This is a genomic window from Hoeflea sp. YIM 152468 (assembly GCF_029210485.1).
In the GTDB taxonomy this organism is placed as follows: Bacteria; Pseudomonadota; Alphaproteobacteria; order Rhizobiales; family Rhizobiaceae; genus Hoeflea.
The window spans coordinates 104,546-129,057 of record NZ_JARGET010000019.1 but is presented as its reverse complement, the minus strand read 5'-3'; the positions used below and the strand labels follow the sequence as shown (position 1 = coordinate 129,057).

The following is a 24,512-nucleotide window of genomic DNA, read 5'->3' as shown; positions in this document are numbered from 1 at the left end:
CCGCCAGGCTGGAAACCGGAGATGGCGATGTGGATCAGTTTGCAGCAGCCCGGTCTATGATCGGGCTTCCCTCGGTCAGCGTGTCGCCGGGATAGAGGATCACCCTGTCTTTGTCGCTCAGACCCGACAGGATCTCGGCGCGCCGGTCGGTCATGTGGCCGATTTCCACCGCTGTGACACGTGCCTGTCCATCTTCCAGTCTGAACACGGCCCAGTTCCCCTCATCGCGATAAAGCGCACTGACCGGGATTTGCAGGCTGGCGTCGGAGGACCAGATGATCAGATCGGCGATCACGCGGAAGCCGTGGCCCAGATCGGCAGGCGGCGGATCCGTGAGCGCGACAATGACATTGACCCGCTGTTCGGTAATTCCCAGTGCCGAGATCTTGGTAAAGCCTGAGGGTTCGATACGCTCCACCTTTGCCTGCAATGTCTCAGACCCGCCCCAGTCGCTGATCAGCACCTTGCTCCCTGGCCGCACCTTGACCGCATCCGCGGACAGCACGTCCACGATAATCTCGAGATCGGTGGGATCGCCCACTTCGGCGATCAGTTGCCCGATGGTTGCAGGCTGTTCGCTTTTGGCGTTGAGCGAGAGAATGATTCCGTCGATAGGCGAGGTGATGTCGACACAGCATTCGCCATTGGCGGCGGCGATCGGTGTTTGTCCGGGCTGCGCCATTCGCGCCTGCGCACTGGCAAGCTCGGCGCGCCGCAGCGCGATCATCGCCCGCGCCGATTTCACCTGCGCCTCGGCAAGGTCGACCTCGCCCACCAGCCGCTCCAGCGTGCTTTCTGACACGATGTTGGTTTCCGCCAGTTTGCTCGCGCGTTCAAGGCTGGCGCGGGCAAGATCCCGCGAGGTCTCGGCGCGTGTCAGTTCGACTTCGGCGACCGCAATGCCTGACCGCGCGGCGTCGATCGCCGCCATCAATTCTGTTCGCGTGCGGGTGTCGATGAATGGAGGATCGAGCGGATGGATCGAGCTTATGCGTTCGCCGGCGCCGATTGCATCGCCGACCGCGTGCTCGATCCGGTCCAGATGCCCCGCAATCGGCGAAGAGATCGCATAGACGTTGCGGATGCGGGTGATCCCGTCCTCTTGTACGCTCACCTGCATCGGCGCGGTGATTGCGGGGGCGAGGTCGACGAGGGTTGGGTTTTGGCGGAAGGTGACATAGATCGCACCGCCAATCACTGCGGCGACCACAAGTCCAGCGAGGCTTCGGGCGAGCACAGAGGCCATGGTGTCAGTCCCTTGTTTTCAAGACGCGAATGAGATCAAGCCGGTCGATGCGCCGGCGCACGATCAGCGCCGACACCAGTGCGGCGCCCAGCACCACGAGGCTCGACAGGGCATAGGTTGGTGGGGTGATGACCAGCGGGATTCGGAACAGGTCGCTTTCAAACCCGGTGGCGACGAGCTCGGAAAAGCCACGGCCGATGAGCCAGCCCAATGGTTGTGCCAGCACCACCATGACGCCGAGTTCGGTGAGCAGCACCCTGGAGACTTCCCCGTTGGTGAAGCCGAAAACCCGAAGGCTTGCCAGTTCGCGGGCGCGTTCAGAGAGCTGGATGCGGGCTGAATTGTAGATCACCCCGACGGTGATGATAATGGCCAGCGACACATAGACAGTCACGCTGATGCCGATATTCTCCTCGATCATTGCGCGGAACTTTTCTCTGGAAACCCCTTGAAGCGCCACCGAGGCGATCGCGGGCGTTTGCTTGACCGCATCATAAAGGTCTTCAGTCCGGTTGTCGTCAATGATCACCCGTGCACCGGAAATGCGCGCAGCCTGCCCCGACAGGCGGTCGAGCGCCCCCCGGCTCATGTTGGCGTTCAGCCCGATGTAACTGTTGGTGACGCCGACCAGGGGAACCAGCACACGGCGCTCCTGACCGTTCCTGAGCTCCACCTCGACCGCGTCCCCCGGCCTGAGATCCAAATGGCTTGCCAGCCGTTCCGACAGCAGCAGGCCGTTCGGAGGCAAGCGGACAGGCCTGAAGTCCCGGTCGAGCACCCGGCTGATATCTGTGTGGGGATCGGTGCCGATGATCTGGACCTGGCGCGACAGGTGACCGTGCCTGAGTGTGGCGGCTTCGGCTCGGAACGGTTCGGCGGCGATCACACCGGGCAAATGCGCCACCGACCGGATCGCATCTTCCGACTGGCTCGCAGCGAAGGTCAGCGTCGCGTCCTGCCGGTCGGCGCGAAACCAGACTGTGTCGATCATGCTGTCGATGGAATCAAACGCAAACAGCGAGGTGATCAGCAATGCCACCGGCAGGGCCGTCCCCAGTGTGGTCAAGGCTGTCCGGACAGGCCAGCGCACCAGATGCCGGAGCGCCATGACGGTGAGGTGCGAGAACAGCGGCCGAAACCCGCTATCCGCGCCGCCGAACAGGCTGCGATACCGCGTCGGAGCCGGCGGGCGCATCGCCACCGCCGGCGGCAGCCGCACTGCGCCCCGGATGGCATTGGCGGCGCCTGCAAGCGCCGCGGCGAAAGTGACCAGCGTGGCGATGACATACAAGTCGGGTCGCTGCGAAAACACCAGGAAGGGAAATGAGAAGAACTCGCTGTAAAGCGACGCCATGCCATGGCCGAGACGGGTGCCGGCAACTGCGCCGATGATCACGCCGGCAACAGAAATGACCAGCGTCAGTTTGGCGTAGTGCCAGGCGATGCCCGAATTGGAATAGCCGACGGCTTTCAACAGCCCGATCTGTTCGCGCTCGAGCGCAATCAACCGCGACAGGATCATGTTGACCAGAAACGCCGAAATGAACAGGAAGATCGGCGGAATCACCTGCGCCATGGCTTTGAGCTGCACCAGTTCGGCATCCAGAAAGGCGTCCGAGGGGTGATCGCTCCGGTCATGGGCGGCGACGCCGCCATAGGGCTTCAGGATCGCATCGAGGCGTGCCATCACCTGCTTCTTGTTGGCGTGGCGTGACAGGGTCAGGGAAACGCTGTTGAAGGCGCTCTGCATGTCATAAGCGCCGTCAAGCGTTGTGCGGCGCATATGGACAACACCGTAACGTTTCTGGTCTGGCACGATGTCTCCCGGCCCGATGGCATAGACATGCTCGGGAGACAGTGTGACGCCTGTAATCCTGAGCTGCCGCTTGCGGCCGTTGATCAGGGCGGCAAAGCTGTCGCCGGACCGAAATCCGTGCGCTTCGGCAAAGGCTTCGATGACCGTCACTTCATCGGGTCTGCCCGGCTCCGGCAGGCGTCCGGAGCGCAGATAGAGCCGGTTGACGGCAGCCTCGCCGTGGTCGGGGATTGAAATCAACTGGCCGGTGGCGGGCTCCGCCATGCCGTCAATGTCGATGATCACCGGATGGACGATGCGTGTCGCCACCGCTGCAACACCATCAATTGCGGCGATTTTTGTCCCGAGGCTTTCCGGCGCACGGATCGCTGTTGCAAACACGTGGCCAAATCGGGTCCGGTCATAAAACGCCGCCCGGGTGTCCTCCAGCGCCCGCGTTGCGCCCAACGCCAGGATCAGGGTCATCACGCCGCAGGCCATCACCAGCGCCACCGCCAGCGATTGCGCCCACAGCCGCACAAGATCCCGGACCAGTTTGCGGTCAAGCATGCTCAAGGCATTCACCAGCTCACCTCCGACGGCTTTACCCGGACCGGGTTGATGTCGCACGCGGCAATCCGGCCATCCAGGAACGAGAACACCCGGTGGGCGATCTTCCTGATCCCGGCATTGTGGGTGATGATCGCGGTGGTGGCGCCGGTCTCCTCATTCGCCCGGGCAAGGGCTTCGAGCACGATGATGCCGGTGGCCGAATCAAGCGCGCCGGTGGGTTCGTCGCAGAGCAGGACTTCCGGTCGCTTGGCGATCGCGCGGGCAATGGCCACGCGCTGCTGCTCGCCACCTGACAGTTGCGCCGGAAAATGATGCATGCGGCTTTCCAGCCCGACCAGCGCCAGCGCATCATCCGGGGTCATCGGATTGGCTGATACTTCCGTGATCAACGCCACATTTTCCCATGCCGTCAGGCTCGGAATCAGGTTGTAGAACTGGAACACGAAGCCGACATGGTTGCGGCGGTAGGCGGTGAGTTCGCGGTCGTTGGCGTCGGCCAGCTCCTGGCCCCTGAATTTGACTGATCCGGCTGTTGGCCTGTCCAGGCCACCGATTATGTTGAGCAATGTCGACTTGCCGCTGCCTGACGGGCCCAGCAGCACCGCCATCTCCCCGGCCTCCAGTTTCAGGTCGACGCCATTGAGCGCCCGCACCTCAACCTCGCCGGTGCGGTAGATCTTGGTCAGACCGGAAACTTCGAACATCGGCCCTGGCGTGTCGGTGTCTTGTTTCATGGGATGACAGTAGCCTTGCTGTCTGCGCCGTCCTTGATTCCGGTCAAGGTGCGCGGTTGTGTATAAAGCATATGCGTGCCACCATATATATCCATGTGTTGTGTTACAAAACGCAGAGAGGGGTCATCGGATGCGACAACTTTTTTCTTTGGAAGCTGTGCAGGCGCGATTAGTGTAAGCTTGACCTAAGGAGTCACATGGATATTCCGCGCAAAGACGTTCACAATTCGGACACGCCGCTGCTGTGCCAGGCCTGCGAAAGCCGTCATCGCGGGGTTTGCGGTGCGTTGACCAGCGATCAGTTGCTGCGATTGAGCAAGCACTCCACCCGGCGGTCGGTGGAGCCCGGCACCGAGCTGGTTGGTGAAAGTCTGCAGGCCAAAAGCTACTCCAACATCATATCCGGGGTGGTGAAGCTGTCGAAAATGATGGCCGATGGCCGTCAGCAGATCGTTGGTTTGCAGTTTGCCCCCGATTTTCTCGGCCGCCCGTTCCGGGCTGAAAACGGCGTCAGCGCCGAGGCCGCGACGGATGTGAAGGTCTGCTCCTTCCCCAGGAATGTGATCGAACGCATGATCGGTGAAATGCCGGAGCTCGAGCACAAGCTGCTGGAGCAGACGCTGACCGAGCTTGATGAAGCGCGCGACTGGATGCTGACGCTGGGGCGCAAGACCGCCGCCGAAAAAGTCGCGAGTTTTCTTCTGCTCATTTCCACCCATGCGTTTCCCGACAATGAAGCGGAGTCGGTGGCGTTTGATCTGCCGATGAGCCGCGTCGATATCGCCGATTTCCTCGGATTGACCATGGAAACCGTCAGCCGGCAATTGACCAAATTGCGCAAGGACAACGTCATCCATATCGTCAACAACCGTCATGTCAGTGTGCCCGACCTGACCCGGTTGTCCGACCGCGCCGGCTATTGACACGAAACGCCGGGTCGATAATCTTTGGCCCTTACGCGCTTTACCTTTGCGTCAATTGCTGTTGGACGTCCTGCATGTCGGGTCAAAAGTGAGCTGTGAACGCGTGTAGCTTCAGGCTTCCTGTCTGGGAGGCTTTTGGGAGGGGGCTTGCGTGGAATTCGATTATGTCATTGTTGGCGGCGGATCGGCCGGATCGGTGCTTGCGGCGCGATTGAGCGAGAACCCGGCGGTGAGCGTGTGCCTGCTTGAAGCCGGGGGCGAGGGCAGGGGCCTGCTCGTCCGCGCGCCGCTCGGCATCATTGCGATGATGCCCGGACGGATCAACAACTGGGCTTACGAGACGGTTCCGCAGCCTGGTCTTGGCGGTCGGCGGGGTTATCAGCCGCGCGGCCGGGCGCTGGGCGGCTCGAGCGCCATAAACGCCATGCTTTACACCCGGGGTCACCCTTCCGATTACGATGACTGGGCCGAGGCCGGTTGCGACGGCTGGGGCTGGGAGGATGTGCGGCCGCTTTTTCTCCGGTCGGAATGCAATGTCCGCGGAGCTGATGCCTTTCACGGCGATGGCGGACTGCTGCAGGTGGCCGAGCAGCAAAGCCCGAGGCCGATCAGCCGCGCCTTTATCGAGGCCGCAGCCGAAGTCCAGATCCGTCGAAACGATGATTTCAACGGCGCCGATCAGGAAGGGGCAGGTCTCTACCAGGTCACCCAGTTCTGGCGTGACGGCAAACAGGGGGAGCGATGTTCGGTCGCCGCCGCCTATCTGCATCCGGTCATGAATCGGCCGAATCTCAAGGTGATGACCGGCGCCCATGCCACCGGAGTGGTGCTCGATGGCCTGCGCGCCATCGGCGTCGCTTACCGCAAGGGCAAGGCTGAGCATCAGGTGGCAGCCCGCGCCGAGGTCATTCTGTGCGGCGGCGCGTTCAATTCGCCGCAACTGCTGATGCTTTCGGGCATAGGGCCGGGCGAGCACCTGCGCTCCCGGGGCGTCGAGGTCCGCAAGGATCTGGCCGGCGTGGGTCAGAATCTGCAGGATCATCTCGATTACATCTATGCTGCCAAGACCCGGGATACCGATGTGCTGGGTCTTGGCGTGATCGGTGCCTGCAAGCTGGTGCGCGATGGTCTGCGGTGGCGGCGTGACGGGACCGGGGTTTTCGCCTCGCCGGGGGCGGAGGCGGGGGCTTTCCTCAAGTCCGATCCCGGACTTGACCGCCCTGATCTGCAACTGCATTTCGTTGCCGCGCTGGTCGATGATCATTCCCGCAAACTGCATATGGGCTATGGCTATTCCTGCCATGTCTGCGTGCTCCGGCCGCACTCGCGCGGCGAGGTCGGGCTTGACGGTCCCGATCCGATGCGGCCGCCCAGGATCGACCCGAAATACCTGGCCGATCCGCGCGACGCCGAGCTGATGCTCAAGGGGGCAAGACTGACCCGCAAGATCATGAACGCGCCATCGATGCGCAGATACCGGAGCAGGGAAGTCTACACCCGCGAGGGCATGGATGATGCCGAGCTGATGGATCATATCCGTGCCCGCGCCGACACGATCTACCATCCGGTCGGCACCTGCAGGATGGGCCGCGATCGCATGGCCGTCACCGATCCGCAGCTCAAGGTTCATGGGGTTGAGAACTTGCGCGTGGTTGACGCCTCGGTGATGCCGACCCTGATCGGCGGCAACACCAATGCTCCCACGGTGATGATCGCCGAAAAGGCAGCAGACATGATATTGGCGCGGTGACCGGCGGGTGCTTGCCGCCCGCACCGCCGCTTGTTAGAAACCTGCACCTTCCCCGCATAACCCGGAGCATCCCATGACTGTCCGCATTGCCGTTCTCACAGTGTCTGATCGCGCCAGCCGCGGTGAGTATGAGGATATCGGGGGACCTGCGGTCAAGGCGTGGCTTGAGAGGGTGATGTCGAGCCCGTGCGAGATTGCCATTCACGTCATCCCCGACGGTCTGGAAAGTGTCCGCGACACGCTGATCCGGCTGTGTGACGAAGACGGCGTCGACATGGTGCTGACCACCGGCGGCACCGGCCCGTCGCCGCGCGATCTGACGCCTGAAGCGATGAAGGCGGTGATGGAGAAGGAATTGCCCGGTTTTGGCGAACTGATGCGCAAGGTCAGCCTTGAAGTCGTGCCCACGGCAATCCTGTCGCGCCAGACAGCCGGCACCCGCGGCAAGACCCTGATCGTCAATCTGCCGGGAAAGCCGGGGTCCATCGACACCTGTCTGACGGCTGTGTTCCCGGCGATTCCGTTCTGTCTCGATCTCATCGGCGCCGGCCGGATCGAAACCCATGACGAGATCCTGAAAGCATTCCGCCCGTCAAAATAACGGGCGGAAGCGGGCTCAAGTTTGGATCGTGATCGTCCGGCTCAGCTGCGCAGCACCCGGTAGATTGCCGGGATCACCAGCACGGTCAGCGCCGTCGATGAAGCCAGTCCGAACAGCAGCGAGATCGCCAGGCCCTGAAAGATTGGATCGGTCAGGATCACAGCCGCGCCGATCATCGCCGCCAGCGCAGTCAGGATGATCGGCTTGAACCGTATGGCGCCCGCCTCGATCAGCACCGGCGTCAACGGCGTGCCCTCGACATGGGCATGGCGGATGAAATCCACCAGCAGGATCGAATTGCGCACGATGATGCCGGCCAGCGCGATGAAGCCGATCATCGACGTGGCCGAAAACGGTGCGCCGAACAGCCGATGGCCGAACAGGATGCCGATAAAGGTCAGCGGCACCGGTGTGAGGATGACCAGCGGCGCTTTGAACGAGCCGAACTGGGCGACCACCAGAATGTAGATTCCCAGCAGCGCCACACCGAAGGCGGCGCCCATGTCGCGGAAGGTGACCCAGGTGACTTCCCATTCCCCGTCCCACAACAGGGTCGAGATCTGTTCGTCTGCGGGCTGGCCGTTGAGCGCGATCACCGGCTTTTCCAGATCTGTCCAGTCCATCGCGTCAAGCGCATCCTGCACCGCCAGCATGCCGTAAAGCGGCGCTTCATAGGCGCCGGCCATCTCGGCCATCACCATTTCCGCAGCCCGGCCGTTGTGACGGAATACCGGAAACGAGGACGGCTCGACCGAGACTTTCACCACGTCGCCAAGCTCGACGATGCTGCGGTCGCCTGGCAGCACATTGGCCGGGATCGGCGTGGTCAGGAAGCTTTCATTGACGATGCGTTCGGCGCGCGGGCGTTCGAGCCGGATCGGAATCGGCATGCGACCGCCGCCACGGTGGGAATAGCCCACAGTTTCACCGCTGTTGAGGATCGCGATGGTGTCGAACACGTCCTGTTCCTGGACCTTGAAGAATTCCAGTTCGTCGGTGGAAATTCGGACCCGCACCCGATCGGCCGGCTGGCCCCAGGAATTGTCGATGTCGACAATGAAGTCGGCGGCGCGGAACGCGTCTTCCACCCTTCCGGCGACCATGCGGCGGGTTTCGGCGTCGGGCCCGTAGATTTCGGCCAGCAGCGTCGCCATCACCGGCGGGCCCGGCGGCGGTTCAACCACTTTCAGGCTGGCGCCATCAGGCAGCGGAATGCTGGAAATGCGGGTCCGGATATCCAGCGCGATCTCGTGGCTTGATCGGTCCCGCTCGCCCTTTGGCGTCAGATTGAGCGCCACATCGCCCATCCGGCTTTCCGAACGCAGGAACGAGTGCCGCACCAGGCCGTTGAAATTGAACGGCGCGGCAGTCCCGGCGTGGGTCTGGACTGACTTGACCTCCTCCAGTTCCAGCACCGCGCGCGCCACGGCCTGTGCGATGGCGTCGGTCGATTCCACCGAGGTGCCCTCGGGCATGTCGATCACCACCGAGAGCTCTGACTTGTTGTCGAACGGCAACAGCTTGACGGTCACATCCTTGGTGTAAAACAGCGACAGCGAAGCAAGCGTCATGATGCCAACGACAAGCAGGAATATCCAGGAGCTGGCCTTGCTGGCAAGCACCGGGCGAGCCGCGGCCCGGTAGAGCTTGCCAAGCGTCCCGCCGGCTTCCTCGGCTTCGACCGGACCATGATGCAGCGGCGCGGTGCCGGCGATCTTGAGCATCAGCCAGGGCGTCACCATCACGGCGACAAAGAACGAAAACACCATCGCTGCCGAGGCATTGGCCGGAATCGGGCTCATATAGGGACCCATCATGCCTGACACGAACAGCATCGGCAGCAGTGCCGCCACCACGGTCAGCGTGGCGACAATGGTCGGGTTGCCGACTTCGGCGACGGCTTCGATGGCCGCCTGTTTGCGCGCGCGGCCATCACCCATGCCCCAGTGCCGGGCGATGTTTTCGATCACCACGATGGCGTCATCAACCAGGATGCCGATGGAGAAAATCAACGCGAACAACGAGACGCGGTTGAGCGTGTAGCCCATCACCCGCGAGGCAAACAGCGTCAGCAGGATTGTCACCGGAATGACAATGGCCACCACCAGCGCCTCACGCCAGCCGATCGCCAGCCACACAAGCGCGATGATGGACACCGTGGCCAGACCCAGATGATAGAGCAGCTCATTGGCCTTCTCATTGGCGCTCTCGCCATAGTCGCGGGTCACTTCCACCGCCATCGACTGTGGAATCAGCGAGCCTTCCAGAGTTTCCGTGCGTTCGAGGATCTGGTCGGCCACCTGCACGGCATTGGCCCCGGCGCGCTTTGCGATTGCCAAGGTGACCGCGGGTTTGCGGTCCAGGCCGTCCTCGGAGCGGGTCACCGTCGCGACGATCCGTGCGGTGCTGTCGGTGGCAAAGGAGATATCGGCCAGATCGCGGACATAGACCGGCCGCCCGTCGCGCGTCGTGATCAGCAGATTGCCGATCTCCGCCGGTGCATAAAGCGTCTCGCCCACCATCAGGTCGGCCGACTTGCCTTCAAGCGTCACCTGACCGGCGGGGAAGGCACGGTTGGCGCCTGAAACCTTCGCCGCAAGTTGTTGCAATGTCACGCCATTGAGCGCCAGCCGGGCGGGGTCGGGCGCAATCCGGATGATCTCGTCGGTGTCGCCAACCAGATAGGTCAGCCCGACATTGTCGATCTTGGAGAGTTCGGTTCTAAGTTCGCGGGCCACCCGGGTCAGGTCATTGGAGGAGACCGCGTCGCCAGCTTCCTTTGATGGGGTCAGGGTGAGTGAAACAATGGCGACATCGTCGATGCCGCGACCGACGATCATCGGTTCGGGCACACCCACCGGAATCCGGTCGAGATTGGCGCGGATTTTGTCATGCACCCTCAGGATGGCTGAATCGGTCTGTGTCCCGACCAGGAAGCGGGCAGTGACCAGCACCGTGTTGTCCGATGTCTGCGAATAGACATGCTCGACCCCGTCGATGCTCTTGACGATGGTTTCGAGCGGTTCGGTCACCAGCTTGACCGCGTCGTCGGCCTGCAGTCCCGGCGCGCTGAGCATGATGTCGACCATCGGCACCGAGATCTGCGGCTCCTCCTCACGCGGCAAGGTCATCAGCGCCACCATGCCAAAGGCGAAAGCCGCCAGCAAAAACAACGGGGTGAGGGGAGAGACGATGAAGCCGCGGGTCAGATGCCCGGCAATGCCCAGATGGGCCGGAGGGGCCTTCATGGCAGCACCACCCTGTCACCGGCCGAAACACCGCTGATGACTTCAATCAGTCCGGCATTGACGCCATCCTGCGCCGCGCCAAGAATGATGCTGCGCTCCACGGAAACACCATTATGGTCTTCGACCGAGATGAAGTCGATGCCGTGGCGGGTGACGACGGCCTGCATCGGCACCAGCAGCGCACTACGGCTTCCGATCGGCACTTCGACCAGAAGGCGGGCGTTGACAAAAGCGGTGTCGAGCTTGTCGACCTCGACATCGGCAATCACCCGGCCATTGTCGATCTGCGGATAGATCTTGGCCAGACGCCCTGTGGCTTCGCCGTCAGCGGTGGCAATGCGAATCTCGGCGCCGGCCTGCAAGTCACCGGCAAATCTCTCCGGCACGGCAAGCCGCAGAAAAAACCCGCCCGACCCGATGGTCGCCACCGGTTCGCCCGGCATGATCACCGAACCGCGACTGGCAGGCACTGTCAGCACCCGGCCATCGGCCGGCGCGACAACCGCGCCTTCGCTTTCCTGCTGGGTCAGCACTGCACGGCTCGCCTCGGTGGCGGCGATCTGGTTTCGGGTCACCTCGACATCGGTCGACAACTGCGCCAGCCTTTGTCGCGTGACGACCCCGCGTTCGACCAGCGTTTCGCCGCGCTGGAATTCCGCGATCGCTGTGTCAAGCTGTGCCGCAAACGCCGCTAGCTGCGCATCGAGCGCGGCGATTTGAAAGGCAATCTTGTCATCCTTGACCAGCCCGATTTCCTGCCCGGCGGAGACCAGATCGCCTTCGCTGACGCTCAGTTGCTCGATCACGCCGCCGATCCGCGCCCGCGCCGGCACGATGTCGCGCGATTCGACCCGCGCCTGCACGGCCTTCCATTCGGTGATGTCCGTCGGCGAAAGCGTCAGGGTCGCGGCCCCGGCAACACTGGCCGAGGCAAGGATGAGTATGGCAAGTCTGAGAAAAATCATGGTTCGCCTCGTAACAAGCGGGGTGGGGATCCTGCAGCGACATTGGCCCAATTGCCAGGAGCTGTCGTTGCGCGAGATCAAGCGTCTGGTGCCCGGTCGGAATCTATATAAGCGCTTATATATGAGATCGCAAATGTAAAGTGAAACGCCGGTTTGACCCGATGGCCGGGAGAAGCGAATGCGGTCCTGGCATTGACTCGCAGGCCATGGCAGGCCACGCAGGTCCTGTGGTGCGCTGACCCCGACAATGCAGGCTTTGCCGATGGCTTGCTCGGGCCGGCGCCATTCAGATTGTCAGACAAGGAGAGACCAGAGATGAGATGGGTCCTGATTGATTTCCGTCACCCGTTTTTCCGTCCGCTTGCACGACGGATCGTCATATTTCTTTTCGTGGTGATCTGGACGGTGATTGAGTTCTTTGCTGGATCCCATGCCTGGGTCGTGTTTTTTGCCGCTCTCTCCGCCTATGTCGGGTGGGGACTTTTCCTGTCCGGGCAGCCGGATGAGCCACTTGAAAGCCAGGACGGCAGCCCGAAGCCGCCGCAGGATGAAGACTAGGGAGATTGCACCGGTGAATGCCTGTCAGGTTCACATGCAGTGATGGCAATTCCTGCGCGCCTGGATAATTCGGGCGATAGAGCGCCGTGCAGACCACGCAGCACGCAGCACGGAGCACGGTTTTTCTGACAAAAAGCTTGAAGCAGTCACCTGGCCGGTCTATAAGCCAGCCGCTGGTCACGGAGTGTAGCGCAGCCTGGTAGCGCACGTCGTTCGGGACGACGGGGTCGGAGGTTCGAATCCTCTCACTCCGACCAGACTTTTCAACAGCTTATCCTTTTGACGATATTGACGGTGGACCGATATAGGGCCGAAACGGTCGATAGGCGTCCGCCGCCGCGCGCCATGCAATTGCCCGCACCGCGTACCGTTCGGCGCCTGGAACAGCCGGTCTGCGACTTTTTTGGCGGCGACAAAGCCCGGCCCCGTCACCCTTGCCGCAATCGCCTGCTGCTGCCGGTCGCCTGCGCCGGAAAATCCCGGATGTTTGCACTCACGAAGCCCATCCGGATTGGTTGAGGACAGCCCGCAAGGTTTAGATCTCGTCCCTCGATTTCGCATGCACCAGGCCGGGCAATCCGAAATCTCAGAGCTGTCTGTTGCACTTCATTCCTGCGACCGCCATTCTGGACGCCGGACTTGAGCAAACGAGGCATGGATGACCGATAAATCCGAACCACCAGTGCCGCCGGGCGAGCCTGCAGACGCCGCTGCCAACCCCGCGCCAAAGGATGTGTCGCCACCGCGCAACCCGACAGGACTGATTGCGCTGGGCGTCGTTTTGCTGCTGCTGGGGCTGACGATTGTGTATGCGCTGTCGGACCGCTTGGCGCCGGCTTCCTCGCGCGGCATTGCCTCGGCCCATGTGGCGCAGATTGCCCCGCGTGTGTCGGGCGAGGTCATCAATGTTCTGGTCCCCGATGACGCGGTGGTGCAGGCAGGCGATGCGCTGTTTACACTCGATGCACGGCCTTTCGAACTGGCGGTACGCCAGGCGGAAGCCAGTCTGGCCTCGGCGACGCAAGGGGTCGATGCCTCCAGCGCATCCCTGGTGGCGGCACAGGCGGCAGTGACCCAGGCGCGGACCAATCTTGACACCGTGCGCGCCGATGCCGACCGCACCTTCCGGCTGGAAGATCGCGGCATTGTGGCCAAAGCCCAGGGCGAAAACGCCCGTGCCAGGGTCAAGGACGCCGAGGCGCGCTTGCAAACCGCCGAGGCCAACCTTGCCTCCGCCCGGGCGCAGCTGGGGCCGAAAGGGGCGGACAATCCATCCATCCTGGCAGCGGCGGCGCAGCTGGAGCGGGCACAATATGATCTTGCTTCCACAACAGTTCGGGCCCCCCATTATGGCGTGGTGACCAATGTGACCCTGACAGCAGGACAGTTTATTGGCGCCGGCAATCCGGCGATGACCTTCATCGACGCCGGCGCGGCATGGATCACCGTCGATCTGCGCGAAAACCAGTTGCAGGCTGTCGCTGCGGGCGATCCTGTGCATTTGCTGTTTGATGCGGTGCCGGGACAAATCTTTGATGGCCGGGTGCAAAGCGTGGCCTGGGGCATCAATCCGGGGCGGACGGCGCAGGGCGGCCTTGTGGTCAACCAGCCGTCGAACCGCTGGTTTGAGCCCGCGCGACGGATTCCGGTGCGGATCGAGTTGAACGGCGGGATGGAGGCGCGGCCGCCGCAGGTACGGGTCGGCGGCAAGGTGCATGCGGTGATTTTTACCGCCGGCACCGGCAACCCGATTGCGCTGCTTGCACGCGGCCTGCAATGGGCGCGGTCCTGGACCAGCTACCTGCACTAGGAGGCTGCGATGTATGTCACCCCCCGGCCTGATCTGCGCGAGGATCCGCTGTATGCGGTGCGCTTTGCCGCGATCGGCACCCTGGCCTATGCCGCGATTCCGGTGCTTGATCCGGCCATGCCGCCGATCATAGCAGCCTTGCCGCTGGGCCTGATTGCCGCCCAGCGCAAGGCGTTCAACCCGCTCAGAGCCATCGCCGGACCGATTGCCATGATCGTGATGGCCTTTGCTCTGGCCTGGCTTGTAAGCCTGCTGCGCCCGATGCCGCTGGTCTATATGGGCGCGATGTGGCTGGCCTATTTTGTGGGGTTTCGGCTGATCTTGCAAACCGGGGCGCAGGCCGGAATGCTGATCGTGATCATGGTGGTCTTGATGTCGATCCTGGGCATGCATGGCGCGGCCACGGTGGAGGCGCTGCGGGACGGGTTCCTGCAGGCGGCCCTGGTGGCGCTGATCCTTGCGCCGCTGGTCTATTTTCTGCTGCCGCCCCGAACCCGCGAAAAACATGTCGATGAGCCGACGCCGACTGCCGGCAATGTGACGCTGGGGGCGGCGATCCGGGCAACGGTTTTGCTGGGGCTGAGTTTCTGGCTTTATGCAGTGATGCAGCCTTCGGACATGATGATGGCCATCATTGCCGCGATGGTGCTGGTGTTCCCGACCCGCCACGCGGTGTTCTTTGAGGCCTGGCAGCGCATCCGCGCGACATGTTATGGCAGTGCGCTGGCCCTGGCCATTCTGTGGGGCTTCACGCTGACAGAGCATCTTTCAATCCTCTTGGGCATGATCTTTCTCGGCGGCTTGTGGTTTGGCAACCGGATGCTGCAAGGGACGCATCCGAGCATGGTGTATCAGTACGCATTCTCGGTGGCGCTGGCATTGATTGCCGGGGCGCTGTCGACGCAAGAAGCGGGCTATGCGGTCTTTACCCGTCTGGTGCTGACGCTGACCGGGGCCCTGGCGGCTGCGGTGACGGTAGCCGTGCTTGATGCTGTGTTTGACTGGCACCGGGAGCCGGAGCGCCGGCAGCTTGCGGAGCCGGCATAAGCCGGCGCGGCCGATGAAACAGGTGCGGCTGCGCGCTGCAGCAATCCTGGGTTGCCGATTTGAGCGGGGCTTTGAGAAGGTCAGCATCCTTGCCGGCTTAAGCCCGCGCCACTGTTCACATTTTCCAGCGCGCCGGGCGATTTGCAGATGACATGGTTCGGCGCCTTGTTCTATCGGGCTTCGCTGCTCGATCAATCCTTCTGTCGCAGTTTGACGAAGCCAAATATATTTCTCTCCCGCGTCGATTCGGCATGAGTATCCGTTGACCTGATACAGAGACGGTGCACTAATGTTTGCATGAGCGAAGCGCCGCTGACGTCACTTGATCAAGTGGAATGTCGCCGCTGCAATGCCGGCGATGATTTCGCCAAGACAAGCGTGGAAAGGATATACATGCTTCTCAGTATGCAGGAACAGGAACGGTTGATGATCTACACCGCCGGGAAGCTCGCAATTGAGCGAAAGGCGCGGGGTCTCAAGCTCAATCTTCCCGAAGCCACAGCGTTGCTGACCTCGTTTGTGCTCGAAGGGGCGCGGGACGGCAAGACCGTTGTCGAGCTCATGGAAGCGGGCCGTCACGTGCTTGGCAGTGATGACGTGATGGAAGGCGTGCCGGAAATGCTTGCCCAGGTGCAGGTCGAGGCAACATTCCCCGATGGAACCAAGCTTGTGACGCTATCGGAGCCAGTGCGATGATAAAAAAACCAAACCCGTTCGAAGTTCCAAATCAGGACGTTGCAGATCCGACCAAGGCACAACACGCGTCTGACGATCCGGGCCGGATTTATGAGGCCGCCGACGCCGAGGCGAGCGAGGGCCGGACACGCTCATCCGGGGCGCATTCACCCAGTGAGCCGCGGCGCCCCGGTGCCGGACAACGCCAGGCGCCGCGCACGCAATCAGCCGATGCGCTGGGCCTGTCCGGGCCGATGGTTCCTGGCGAAATCCTGTATGGAGATGGCGATATCGAAATCAATTCGGGGATGCCGGTCACCACGATTCGTGTCGTCAACGCTGCCGATCGTCCGGTGCAGATCGGCTCGCATTATCATTTTGCCGAAGTCAATGATGCGCTGGAATTCGACCGGAAGGCAGCCTGGGGCAAACGGCTTAACGTGCTGTCGGGCGGCGCCATGAGATTTGAGCCCGGAGCGGTGGAAGAGGTCGAACTGGTCCCGATCATGGGGCGGAGAATTGTCGCCGGATTGCGTGGACTTTGTGGAGGGCCTCTCGATGAGTAAGATCCCCCGGTCGGAATATGTCGCCTCCTATGGTCCGACCAAGGGCGACCGCATCAGGCTTGCCGATACCTGCCTGTTCATAGAGGTGGAGGAAGACCGGTGTGCCGGCGGTGATGAGGCGGTTTTCGGCGGTGGCAAATCGATCCGCGAATCCATGGGCCAGGGCTCGGCCACACGGGCACAGGGCACACCCGATCTGGTGATCACCGGCGCGGTGATCCTTGACCACTGGGGTGTCATCAAGGCCGATATCGGGGTTCGCGACGGTCGCATCGTCGGGATCGGCAAGGCCGGGAACCCCGATACGATGGACGGTGTGGACCCTGCGCTTGTGATCGGGCCATCCACCGAGGTCATGGCCGGCAACGGTCTCATTGTCACCGCGGGCACGATCGACACTCACGTGCATTATGTCGGTCCGCAGATGTTGCAGATGGCTCTGGCATCCGGAACCACGACCGTCGTCGGGGGCGGCACCGGCCCCACCGAGGGATCAAAGGCCACCCTGGCAACGCCGGGATCCTGGTGGATGGAGCGGATGCTCGAAGGGTTCGACCCTTATCCGGTCAACGTGCTGTTTCTGGGCCGTGGCAACACGATGTCGCACGAGGCAATGTGGGAACAGTTGCGCGGTGGTGTCGGCGGGTTCAAGGTGCATGAAGACTGGGGCGCAACGCCCGCTGTCATCGACGCCTGTCTGACGGTGGCCGAGCAATCGGGGGTTCAGGTTGCTATCCACTCCGATACGCTCAATGAGGCGGGCTTCGTTGAAGACCTGCTCAAAGCGGTCAACGGACGCACCTTTCACGCCTTCCACACCGAAGGTGCCGGGGGCGGGCATGCGCCCGACATCATCCGCATTGCCGGCGAACGAAACGTGCTGCCGGCGTCGACCAATCCCACCCGGCCGTTCACGCGCAACACGGTGGAGGAACATCTCGATATGGTGATGGTGGCCCACCACCTCAATCCGCGGGTGCCCAACGATCTGGCGTTTGCGGAAAGCCGCGTGCGGGCGGGAACGATTGCGGCGGAAGACGTGCTACAGGATATCGGCGCGATCTCGATCATGTCGTCGGACGCACAGGCGATGGGCCGCATCAGCGAGGTCGTGATCCGCACCTGGCAGACTGCGCACCAGATGAAGAAGCTGCGCGGGCCGATGGCTGGTGACTCGCGGTCCGACAATCACCGGGCCCGCCGCTATGTGGCCAAATACACGATCTGTCCCGCCGTGGCGCACGGCCTGGAAAAGCATGTCGGTTCGATCGAGGTGGGCAAGAAGGCCGATCTTGTGCTGTGGCAACCTGCCCTGTTCGGAATCCGCCCGGTGATCGTCTTTACCGGCGGCATGGCCGCAATGGCCGCGCTTGGCGATCCGAGCGCATCGATTCCGACACCCCAGCCGGTGTTTCAACGCGCCGGGTTCAACATGTTTTCGCCTGCGGCGGGTGCGACCAGCATGGCCTTCGTGTCGCAGGCAGCCATCGACGACGGGTTGCCCGGACGCGTCAACACAAACCGCCAATTTGTCGCCATCGAGAATTGCCGCGGACGCACCAAGCAGGACATGCCGGAAAATCAGGCCTTGCCCCGCATTGAAGTTGATCCTGACAGCTATGCCGTCAAAATTGATGGAGAACTCGTCGATCATGAACCCGCCGATGAACTGCCCATGGCCCAGCGCTACTTTCTGTTCTGAATGACAGGATCAGGGGCACTAGGGCAGGCGGCACTGCTGTTGCTTTCGGATGGCAGGTTCCCGGCGGGCGGCTACGCCCATTCGGGCGGCCTCGAACCGACTGTGGCGGCGGGCCGTGTCTCGAATGCAGCCGAGCTTGAACAGTTTCTTGTCGGACGCGCTGAAACCGCCGGGTTCGTCGCCGCGGTGTTTGCGGCGGCGGCGTGTTCGATGGCAAGCCGCGGCGAGACTGTGGCGCTGGCGGGCCTCGAGGCTGAACTCGACGCGCGCTTCCCCTCAAGCGAATTGCGTGCGGTATCGCGCACACTCGGCAGGCAGTTGCTTCGGGCGATGAGCACCATTCATCCGCATCCGTATTTTTCGGTTTTGGCGGCGGCGCCGCACCAGCCCATGGTGATGGGCATTGCCGCAGCAGCTTTTGGTCTGGACTCTCGCGCCGCCGCGCTGGCAATCCTGCACGAAAGCGTTGCGGGTCCGGCTGCGGCTGCGGCGAAGCTAATGCCTGTCGACCCGTTCGAGGTGCATGCCGCCCTGGCGCGGGCTTCGGCAAGGCTTGACCGGCTTTCTGAAGCTGCTGCCGCACAGGCCGAGGCCCCGGTCTGCGATTTCCCCTCGCTTGGATCACCGCTGATGGACATTGCCGCTGAACATCACAAGAGGCGCAGCACACGCCTCTTTGCCTCATGAGCGCGCCATGAGACCGGCGGGTGCGATGACGGCGCGCGCGGTCCTGGCCACCGAACTGACCGCAGACGGTCGCTCCAGCCGGCTGAGCGTGTTGCGCTCGCAAGGGTTTTTAGTGTTGCGGCCTGCCAATGCCAGTGGGCCCGAGCCGCTGGTAAGCGGCCGCCGCGACGTCGCCCGTGTCGCGCTGGCGGCTGGCACCGCAGGCCCGCTGGGTGGCGATGATTTTGCGCTGGATGTGCATGTGGGTCCCGCCAGCACTCTGGTTCTTTCCGAAATTTCGGCCATGCTGGTATTGCCGGGCTCGCGCGGCGGCCGGTCCAGACTGCGAATTACGGTTCGCGTCGATGAGAATGCGACATTCGTGTGGATACCCAAACCCGTCATCGCCGCCCGCGGCTGCGATCACGAGCAGGATGTGCAGATCAGTCTTCACCGCAACGCCCGTATGGTGATGCGCGAAGAAACACTTCTCGGGCGGCATCGCGAAGCGCCGGGTAACTTGCGCACAACGCTGCGCATCAGCTGTGAAGGTCGCCCCCTTTATCATCAGCAGCTCAGGGTGGGGCCGGATGCCGAGGGATCGGGAAGCGCCGCGGTTCTGGGCGAGAGCCGCGCTGTCGGATCGGTCATTGCGGTCGACCCGGCGTGGACGGCTGCGGCACCGGCTGCGGCGGCATTTCATCCCGATGCCGTTCTGACCCCCTTGCCGGGCCCTGGAGTGCTGATCAGTGCGGCGACCCGCGACAGCCTGCAACTCCGCCAGGTCCTTGATCTCGGGCTGGAGACGCTGGGTGCGCCGTGGCGGCCGCTGGCGGCGGGCCTAAACCGCGACTCGGCGGCTGGAGCGCAATTCAAAACGGCTGGATAAACCATCAAAACAGGAGGCTAGCATGCACGACACACCAGCAAAGTCCAAGGAACGAGCCCTGAGAATTGGCATCGCCGGTCCTGTGGGCACGGGCAAAAGCTCCGTCATCGCCGCGCTTTGCCGTGGCCTTAGCACTGAATTTTCGCTTGGGGTGATTACCAACGACATCTACACCGACGAGGATGCCCGGTTTCTGCGCTCCGAAGGTGTGCTGCCGGGCGAACGAATCCGCGCGGTTGAAACCGGCGCCTGTCCGCATACCGCGATCCGCGACGATGTGACCATGAACCTAATCGCAATCGAAGATCTGGAACGTGATTTCGCCCCGCTTGACATCGTGCTTGTCGAGAGCGGTGGAGACAATCTGACCGCGACGTTTTCACCTGCGCTCGTGGATGCGCAGATGTTCGTGCTCGACGTCGCCGGCGGCGGCGATGTGGCCCGCAAAGGCGGACCCGGCATCGCACGCGCCGATTTGCTGGTCGTCAACAAGATCGATCTCGCCGAGCATGTCGATGTCGATGTCGATCAGATGGTGGCGGATGCCGAAAACGCGCGCGATGGCGGTCCGGTTCTGGCGCTCTCGCGCAAACGTCCCGAGACCGTCGGCCACCTTTGCGATTGGGTGCGTCAGCTTCACAGGGCCTATATCGGCGGCACACACACTGCCATTGACCCCGGTCCAATGGCGCCGCATTCGCACCCGCATCCGCACACCACAGACCATTAGACGACCCGTCACAATCAGCACGGGTCGGCCAGGCCACCCCGGTTGGCTGATGGTCAGTGCAAACGGTGGCACCGTGTCGTTGCGGCTCACAGCCTGCGTGCGGCGGTGATCGGCGAAAATTCGATGTGCATCGATGCCGGCTGGCCCTCGCTGCGTATGCGCCATCCGTGCCATAGTGGCGCTCCCCCCACGAAAGCGATTCCATGCAGCAGTCACATAACCGCATCTCCGCTCCGGCTGACCACCGTTCTCTCAAGGATCCGCTTGAGGTGCTCGACCGTATCTTCGGCTATCCCGCGTTCCGCGGAAGGCAGGCCGAGGTGGTCAATCAGGTTGTGGCGGGCGGTGATGCGGTGGTGTTGTTTCCGACCGGCGCGGGAAAGTCCTTGTGCTTCCAGATCCCGGCGCTGTGCCGCGCGGGGGTCGGCATCGTTGTTTCGCCGTTGATCGCACTGATGCGCGACCAGGTGGAAGCGCTCAAGCAACTGGGCGTGCGCGCGGCTGCGCTCAATTCGTCGCTGACCCGCGAGGAGTTCATGGCGGTGCGCCAGGCCCTTGCCGGCGGCGAGCTCGATCTTCTCTATGTCACTCCGGAGCGGATCGTCACGCCGGGGTTCAAGGACATGATCGGCCATGCGACAATTGCGCTGATAGCCATCGACGAAGCCCATTGCGTCTCGCAATGGGGCCATGATTTCCGGCCAGAATACCGCGAACTCGGTCATCTCGCCGAGCGCTACCCGGGCGTGCCGCGCATGGCGCTGACGGCGACGGCCGACCCGCACACACGCGAAGACATCATCGACAAGCTGGCGTTGCGTTCGGCGGAAGTGTTCACCACCTCGTTTGACCGCCCCAACATTGCCTACCAGATCGTCGAACGCGATCAGCCGCGTCAGCAATTGCTGCGGTTTCTCGGCCGCCACAAGGGATCGAGCGGCATCGTCTATTGCCTGTCGCGCGCCAAGGTCGAGGACACCGCAGAGTGGCTCAACAAGCAGGGGGTGCGGGCGCGTGCCTATCATGCCGGCATGGACCGCAGCATCCGCGAAGACAATCAGGACGCCTTCCTCAAGGAAGAGGGGCTTTGCCTGGTTGCCACGGTTGCCTTCGGCATGGGCATCGACAAGCCCAATGTGCGCTATGTCGCCCACCTCGATCTGCCGGGTTCGATCGAGGCCTATTATCAGGAGACCGGCCGGGCAGGGCGGGATGGTCTGCCCTCGGACGCCTGGATGGCCTATGGCATGGCCGATGTCATCCAGCGCGGACGCATGATCGACGGCGGCGGTTCGGCCGACGATGTCAAGCGGGTGGAGCGCTCCAAGCTCAACGCGCTGCTGGCCGTGTGCGAAACGCCGGGGTGCCGGCGCCAGGCGGTTCTGGCGCATTTTGGCGAAGCCCATCCCGGCAACTGCGGCAATTGCGACACCTGCCTGACCCCGGTCGAGACCTGGGACGGCACCGATGCCGCAATCAAGGCGCTGGCGGCTGTCTACCGGACCGGCGAACGCTTCGGCACCGGTCACCTGATTGACGTTCTGCTCGGCAAGGAAAACGAAAAAACCACCCGCTTCGGTCACATCGATATGCCGGTCTTCGGTGCCGGCAGCGATATGCCGTCAAAGACCTGGCAATCGGTCTACCGTCAGTTGCTTGCCGCCGGGCTGGTCAGCGTCGATCACGATGCCTTTGGCGCGCTCAAGCTGGAGCCCGAAGCCCGCGCCGTGTTCAAGCGCGAGCGCGATGTCCGCTTCCGCAAGGACCGGCCGACAAGCGGAAAGTCATCACGCGGTGCATCGTCCAGTTCGGCGAACGCCAAATCTGCGCTCGAAGGCTCCGACATGGAGCTGTTCGAGGCCTTGCGGGCAACCCGGATGGCGATTGCCAGGGAGTTGTCGGTGCCGCCTTACGTCGTCTTTCCCGACACCACGCTGGTGGCCTTTGCCACCGAACGTCCCGACAGCCATGAGGCACTGCTGGGGATTTCCGGCGTCGGCCAGTCCAAGCTGGAGCGCTATGGTGATGCGTTCCTGAAGGCAATCCGCGACCATCAGTCATAACTGCCCCTGCTGCGCATCGCACAGCCCAAGCGGACGCGCAGCTGGTCAAGACGACTGGTAGAGCGGCGCAATTGGCATTGGCGCCGGGCCGGAGGATACACTAGAAGTGAACCGGGTTTTCGGGATGGGTCCTCCCGTTCTGTTTCTGTAATAAGGCTTTCAATGGCAAAACCGGAGTTTGCGGCGACCCGCTATTATGCCCTGGCTTTTCTGGCGCCTGCGGTCACCATCACCTATCTGCCGATCTGGCTCAATGAGCGCGGCATCAGTGACGCCGGGATCGGGATGATCAACACGCTGCCGATGGCGGGCATGCTGTTGTTCTCCGTTTTCGCCGGCCGCTTGGCCGACCGCGCGTCGGACTGGAAACAGGCGATCATGCTGGGGACCGGGCTGTGCGCCTTGTTTTCGCTGCTGCTCGGCTTTGCCGAAGGGTTCTGGATGATCCTGCTGGTCTGGACCATGGCCATTCTGCCCGCAGGCCTGGTCAGCCCGGTTGCCGACGCGGCGACGTTGCGCTTGTCGATGCGCCTGGGGTTCTCGTTCGGAACGACCCGCGCCTGGGGAACCATCGGCTTTCTGCTGACGTGCTTTGCCACCGGCTATCTGATCCTCTGGCTCGGCGCCTCATCGTTTGTCTGGCTGTTCGCCGTCGCCTGCGGGCTGCGCTTCTGGGCCGCCACCGGTCTGCCGAAACTGCGTGATGCCGACCGGCCACGGACCAATCCGGAAGGCAGGTTGCTCTCCCGCGAGGTGATGGCGGCGTTTCAGCCCTGGGTTCTGCTGCCGGTGATCGCCGGTGCCATCCTGTTTGCCAATCACATGGTCATGAACGCCTTTTCCTCGCTGGTCTGGAAACAGCAGGGCCTGTCCGAGCCGGTCATCGGGGTCCTGATCGCGCTGGGCGCGGCCGCCGAAGCCGCCACCATGTTCGCCTGGAAGCGGATCAACACCCGCTTTCCCGCCCGAGTTCTCATTCTGATTGCCGGCGTCGTGGCGATTGCCCGCTGGATCGGCATGACCCAGTCGCCGCCGCTTGCCATTATCGTAATGATGCAGCTTGGCCAGGCGGTGACCTTCACCTTTGCCTATCTCGGTTGCCTCTATTTCATCAACAAGCGCACCAGCGAAGACATCTCCGCCGAGGCGCAGAGCCTGTTCGGCGTCATGATGCAGGGATATTCCATTCTCGTCGTCGCCGGCTTCGGCGTGGCGTTCGGCATGATCGGCGTCAATGCCTTCTGGATCTGCGTGGCGCTCTCGGTGCTGGCAATCGGGATGGTGCAGCAGTCACTCAGGATGCGCGGTCCTGATCCGAGCGACTGAAACTCCAGCCGACAACTGGACACCGGCCAAGATTACAAATCCAAATCCGGAAAGCGCTCGGCATAGATCCGGAACCAGGGCGTGAACCGCTCGGGATGCTGGGCGATCTCCGCATGAAGCGCATCACGGCTGATCCATCGTGTGTCTTCGACTTCCGCTGGATCGGGGGTCATGTCGAGGGTGGCCCGGTCTGCCGTGCCGATATACATCGTCACTCTCTCATGCTCATGCAGGCCGCCGCCGACATCGGCGGCGTATTCGACGACGCGGCGTTGCGCCAGCGGCATGACGATACCCAGCTCCTCGCTCAAACGGCGCGCGGCGCAGATGTCGACGGGCTCCTGCCAATGCGGGTGGGTGCAGCAGGTATTGGCCCAAAGCCCGCCGCAATGGTATTTCGAAGCGGCGCGCTTTTGGATCAGCAGGTGATCTCCGTCGAAAATGAAGATCGACACCGCGAGATGAAACAAGCTGTCACGATGCGCCTTCAGCTTTTCGACCGGATACAAGGATCCGTCTTCGGCAATTGCCGGGATGATCACCGAAAGAGCGGTCATGGTCGTGTCCTGCTTGGTCTTGCCAGCCTTTCGGGCGGCATCTCTTGTTTGTCAGCAGCCCCAGATTAAGGCCGACATGCCGGTGTGC

At 62.7% G+C, this 24,512-nt stretch carries 20 protein-coding genes and 1 tRNA gene; 15 read left to right on the top strand and 6 right to left on the bottom strand.

Annotation, left to right across the window (positions count from 1 at the left end):
- Window positions 1-34 precede the first annotated feature (34 nt).
- From PZ897_RS10140 to PZ897_RS10130, 3 genes are read right to left on the bottom strand one after another with little or no spacing between them, the layout of a single operon-like run.
- Complete coding sequence (locus PZ897_RS10140) at window positions 35-1,246, bottom strand: HlyD family efflux transporter periplasmic adaptor subunit (RefSeq protein ID WP_275752153.1); 1,212 nt, start codon at window positions 1,244-1,246, stop codon at window positions 35-37.
- Window positions 1,247-1,250: 4 nt separating this feature from the next.
- The gene (locus tag PZ897_RS10135; protein ID WP_275752237.1) at window positions 1,251-3,611 is read right to left on the bottom strand and encodes an FtsX-like permease family protein; all 2,361 of its coding nucleotides are present in this window, start codon (window positions 3,609-3,611) and stop codon (window positions 1,251-1,253) included.
- Window positions 3,612-3,622: 11 nt separating this feature from the next.
- Window positions 3,623-4,348, bottom strand: coding sequence for an ABC transporter ATP-binding protein (locus PZ897_RS10130; protein ID WP_275752152.1), 726 nt, complete (start codon window positions 4,346-4,348; stop codon window positions 3,623-3,625).
- Between the two features lie 197 nt (window positions 4,349-4,545).
- Here PZ897_RS10130 and PZ897_RS10125 point away from each other — a divergent pair, with 197 nt between their 5' ends.
- From PZ897_RS10125 to mog, 3 genes are all read left to right on the top strand, one after another.
- Window positions 4,546-5,271 (top strand): Crp/Fnr family transcriptional regulator, encoded by a 726-nt coding sequence (locus PZ897_RS10125; protein ID WP_275752151.1) that lies wholly within the window; start codon window positions 4,546-4,548, stop codon window positions 5,269-5,271.
- A 151-nt stretch (window positions 5,272-5,422) separates the two neighbouring features.
- The gene (locus PZ897_RS10120) at window positions 5,423-7,021 is read left to right on the top strand and encodes a GMC family oxidoreductase N-terminal domain-containing protein (RefSeq protein WP_275752150.1); all 1,599 of its coding nucleotides are present in this window, start codon (window positions 5,423-5,425) and stop codon (window positions 7,019-7,021) included.
- A 73-nt stretch (window positions 7,022-7,094) separates the two neighbouring features.
- Entirely contained in the window at window positions 7,095-7,622 is a 528-nt protein-coding gene (gene mog / locus PZ897_RS10115) for a molybdopterin adenylyltransferase (RefSeq protein ID WP_275752149.1), read from the top strand.
- Window positions 7,623-7,663: 41 nt separating this feature from the next.
- Here the strand turns inward: mog and PZ897_RS10110 are convergent, their stop codons facing one another.
- Window positions 7,664-10,870 carry an efflux RND transporter permease subunit gene (locus tag PZ897_RS10110; RefSeq protein ID WP_275752148.1) on the bottom strand — a complete coding sequence of 1,069 codons (3,207 nt, stop codon included), beginning with the start codon at window positions 10,868-10,870 and terminating at the stop codon, window positions 7,664-7,666.
- Window positions 10,867-11,835 (bottom strand): efflux RND transporter periplasmic adaptor subunit, encoded by a 969-nt coding sequence (locus PZ897_RS10105; protein ID WP_275752147.1) that lies wholly within the window; start codon window positions 11,833-11,835, stop codon window positions 10,867-10,869. Before PZ897_RS10105 ends, PZ897_RS10110 begins: the two co-directional genes overlap by 4 nt.
- Window positions 11,836-12,150: 315 nt before the next feature.
- Here PZ897_RS10105 and PZ897_RS10100 point away from each other — a divergent pair, with 315 nt between their 5' ends.
- The 12 genes from PZ897_RS10100 (at window position 12,151) to PZ897_RS10045 (ending at window position 23,867) form a co-directional block, all read left to right on the top strand.
- Window positions 12,151-12,393 (top strand): hypothetical protein, encoded by a 243-nt coding sequence (locus PZ897_RS10100; RefSeq protein ID WP_275752146.1) that lies wholly within the window; start codon window positions 12,151-12,153, stop codon window positions 12,391-12,393.
- Window positions 12,394-12,573: 180 nt separating this feature from the next.
- Window positions 12,574-12,650: transfer RNA gene (locus PZ897_RS10095), tRNA-Pro, on the top strand.
- Between the two features lie 401 nt (window positions 12,651-13,051).
- A complete protein-coding gene (locus PZ897_RS10090; protein WP_275752145.1) occupies window positions 13,052-14,203 on the top strand; it encodes an HlyD family secretion protein in 1,152 nt (383 codons plus the stop codon).
- A 9-nt stretch (window positions 14,204-14,212) separates the two neighbouring features.
- Window positions 14,213-15,250, top strand: a complete 1,038-nt coding sequence (locus PZ897_RS10085; RefSeq protein ID WP_275752144.1) for an FUSC family protein — start codon at window positions 14,213-14,215, stop codon at window positions 15,248-15,250.
- Between the two features lie 393 nt (window positions 15,251-15,643).
- Complete coding sequence (gene ureA, locus PZ897_RS10080; protein WP_275752143.1) at window positions 15,644-15,946, top strand: urease subunit gamma; 303 nt, start codon at window positions 15,644-15,646, stop codon at window positions 15,944-15,946.
- A gap of 233 nt (window positions 15,947-16,179) precedes the next feature.
- The gene (locus tag PZ897_RS10075) at window positions 16,180-16,491 is read left to right on the top strand and encodes an urease subunit beta (RefSeq protein WP_275752236.1); all 312 of its coding nucleotides are present in this window, start codon (window positions 16,180-16,182) and stop codon (window positions 16,489-16,491) included.
- Complete coding sequence (locus tag PZ897_RS10070) at window positions 16,484-18,193, top strand: urease subunit alpha (RefSeq protein ID WP_275752142.1); 1,710 nt, start codon at window positions 16,484-16,486, stop codon at window positions 18,191-18,193. The genes PZ897_RS10075 and PZ897_RS10070 overlap by 8 nt, the downstream gene beginning before the upstream one ends.
- 39 nt (window positions 18,194-18,232) lie before the next feature.
- Complete coding sequence (locus PZ897_RS10065) at window positions 18,233-18,880, top strand: urease accessory UreF family protein (protein WP_275752141.1); 648 nt, start codon at window positions 18,233-18,235, stop codon at window positions 18,878-18,880.
- 7 nt (window positions 18,881-18,887) lie between these two features.
- Entirely contained in the window at window positions 18,888-19,748 is an 861-nt protein-coding gene (locus tag PZ897_RS10060; protein WP_275752140.1) for an urease accessory protein UreD, read from the top strand.
- A gap of 22 nt (window positions 19,749-19,770) precedes the next feature.
- On the top strand, window positions 19,771-20,478 hold the full coding sequence (ureG, locus tag PZ897_RS10055; RefSeq protein ID WP_275752139.1) for an urease accessory protein UreG: 708 nt from the start codon (window positions 19,771-19,773) through the stop codon (window positions 20,476-20,478).
- A gap of 203 nt (window positions 20,479-20,681) precedes the next feature.
- Complete coding sequence (gene recQ, locus PZ897_RS10050) at window positions 20,682-22,541, top strand: DNA helicase RecQ (protein WP_275752138.1); 1,860 nt, start codon at window positions 20,682-20,684, stop codon at window positions 22,539-22,541.
- Between the two features lie 162 nt (window positions 22,542-22,703).
- Complete coding sequence (locus tag PZ897_RS10045) at window positions 22,704-23,867, top strand: MFS transporter (RefSeq protein WP_275752137.1); 1,164 nt, start codon at window positions 22,704-22,706, stop codon at window positions 23,865-23,867.
- A 32-nt stretch (window positions 23,868-23,899) separates the two neighbouring features.
- On the opposite strand, the gene PZ897_RS10040 is transcribed toward PZ897_RS10045, so the two are convergent.
- Entirely contained in the window at window positions 23,900-24,424 is a 525-nt protein-coding gene (locus PZ897_RS10040) for an NUDIX domain-containing protein (protein ID WP_275752136.1), read from the bottom strand.
- Window positions 24,425-24,512: the final 88 nt, after the last annotated feature.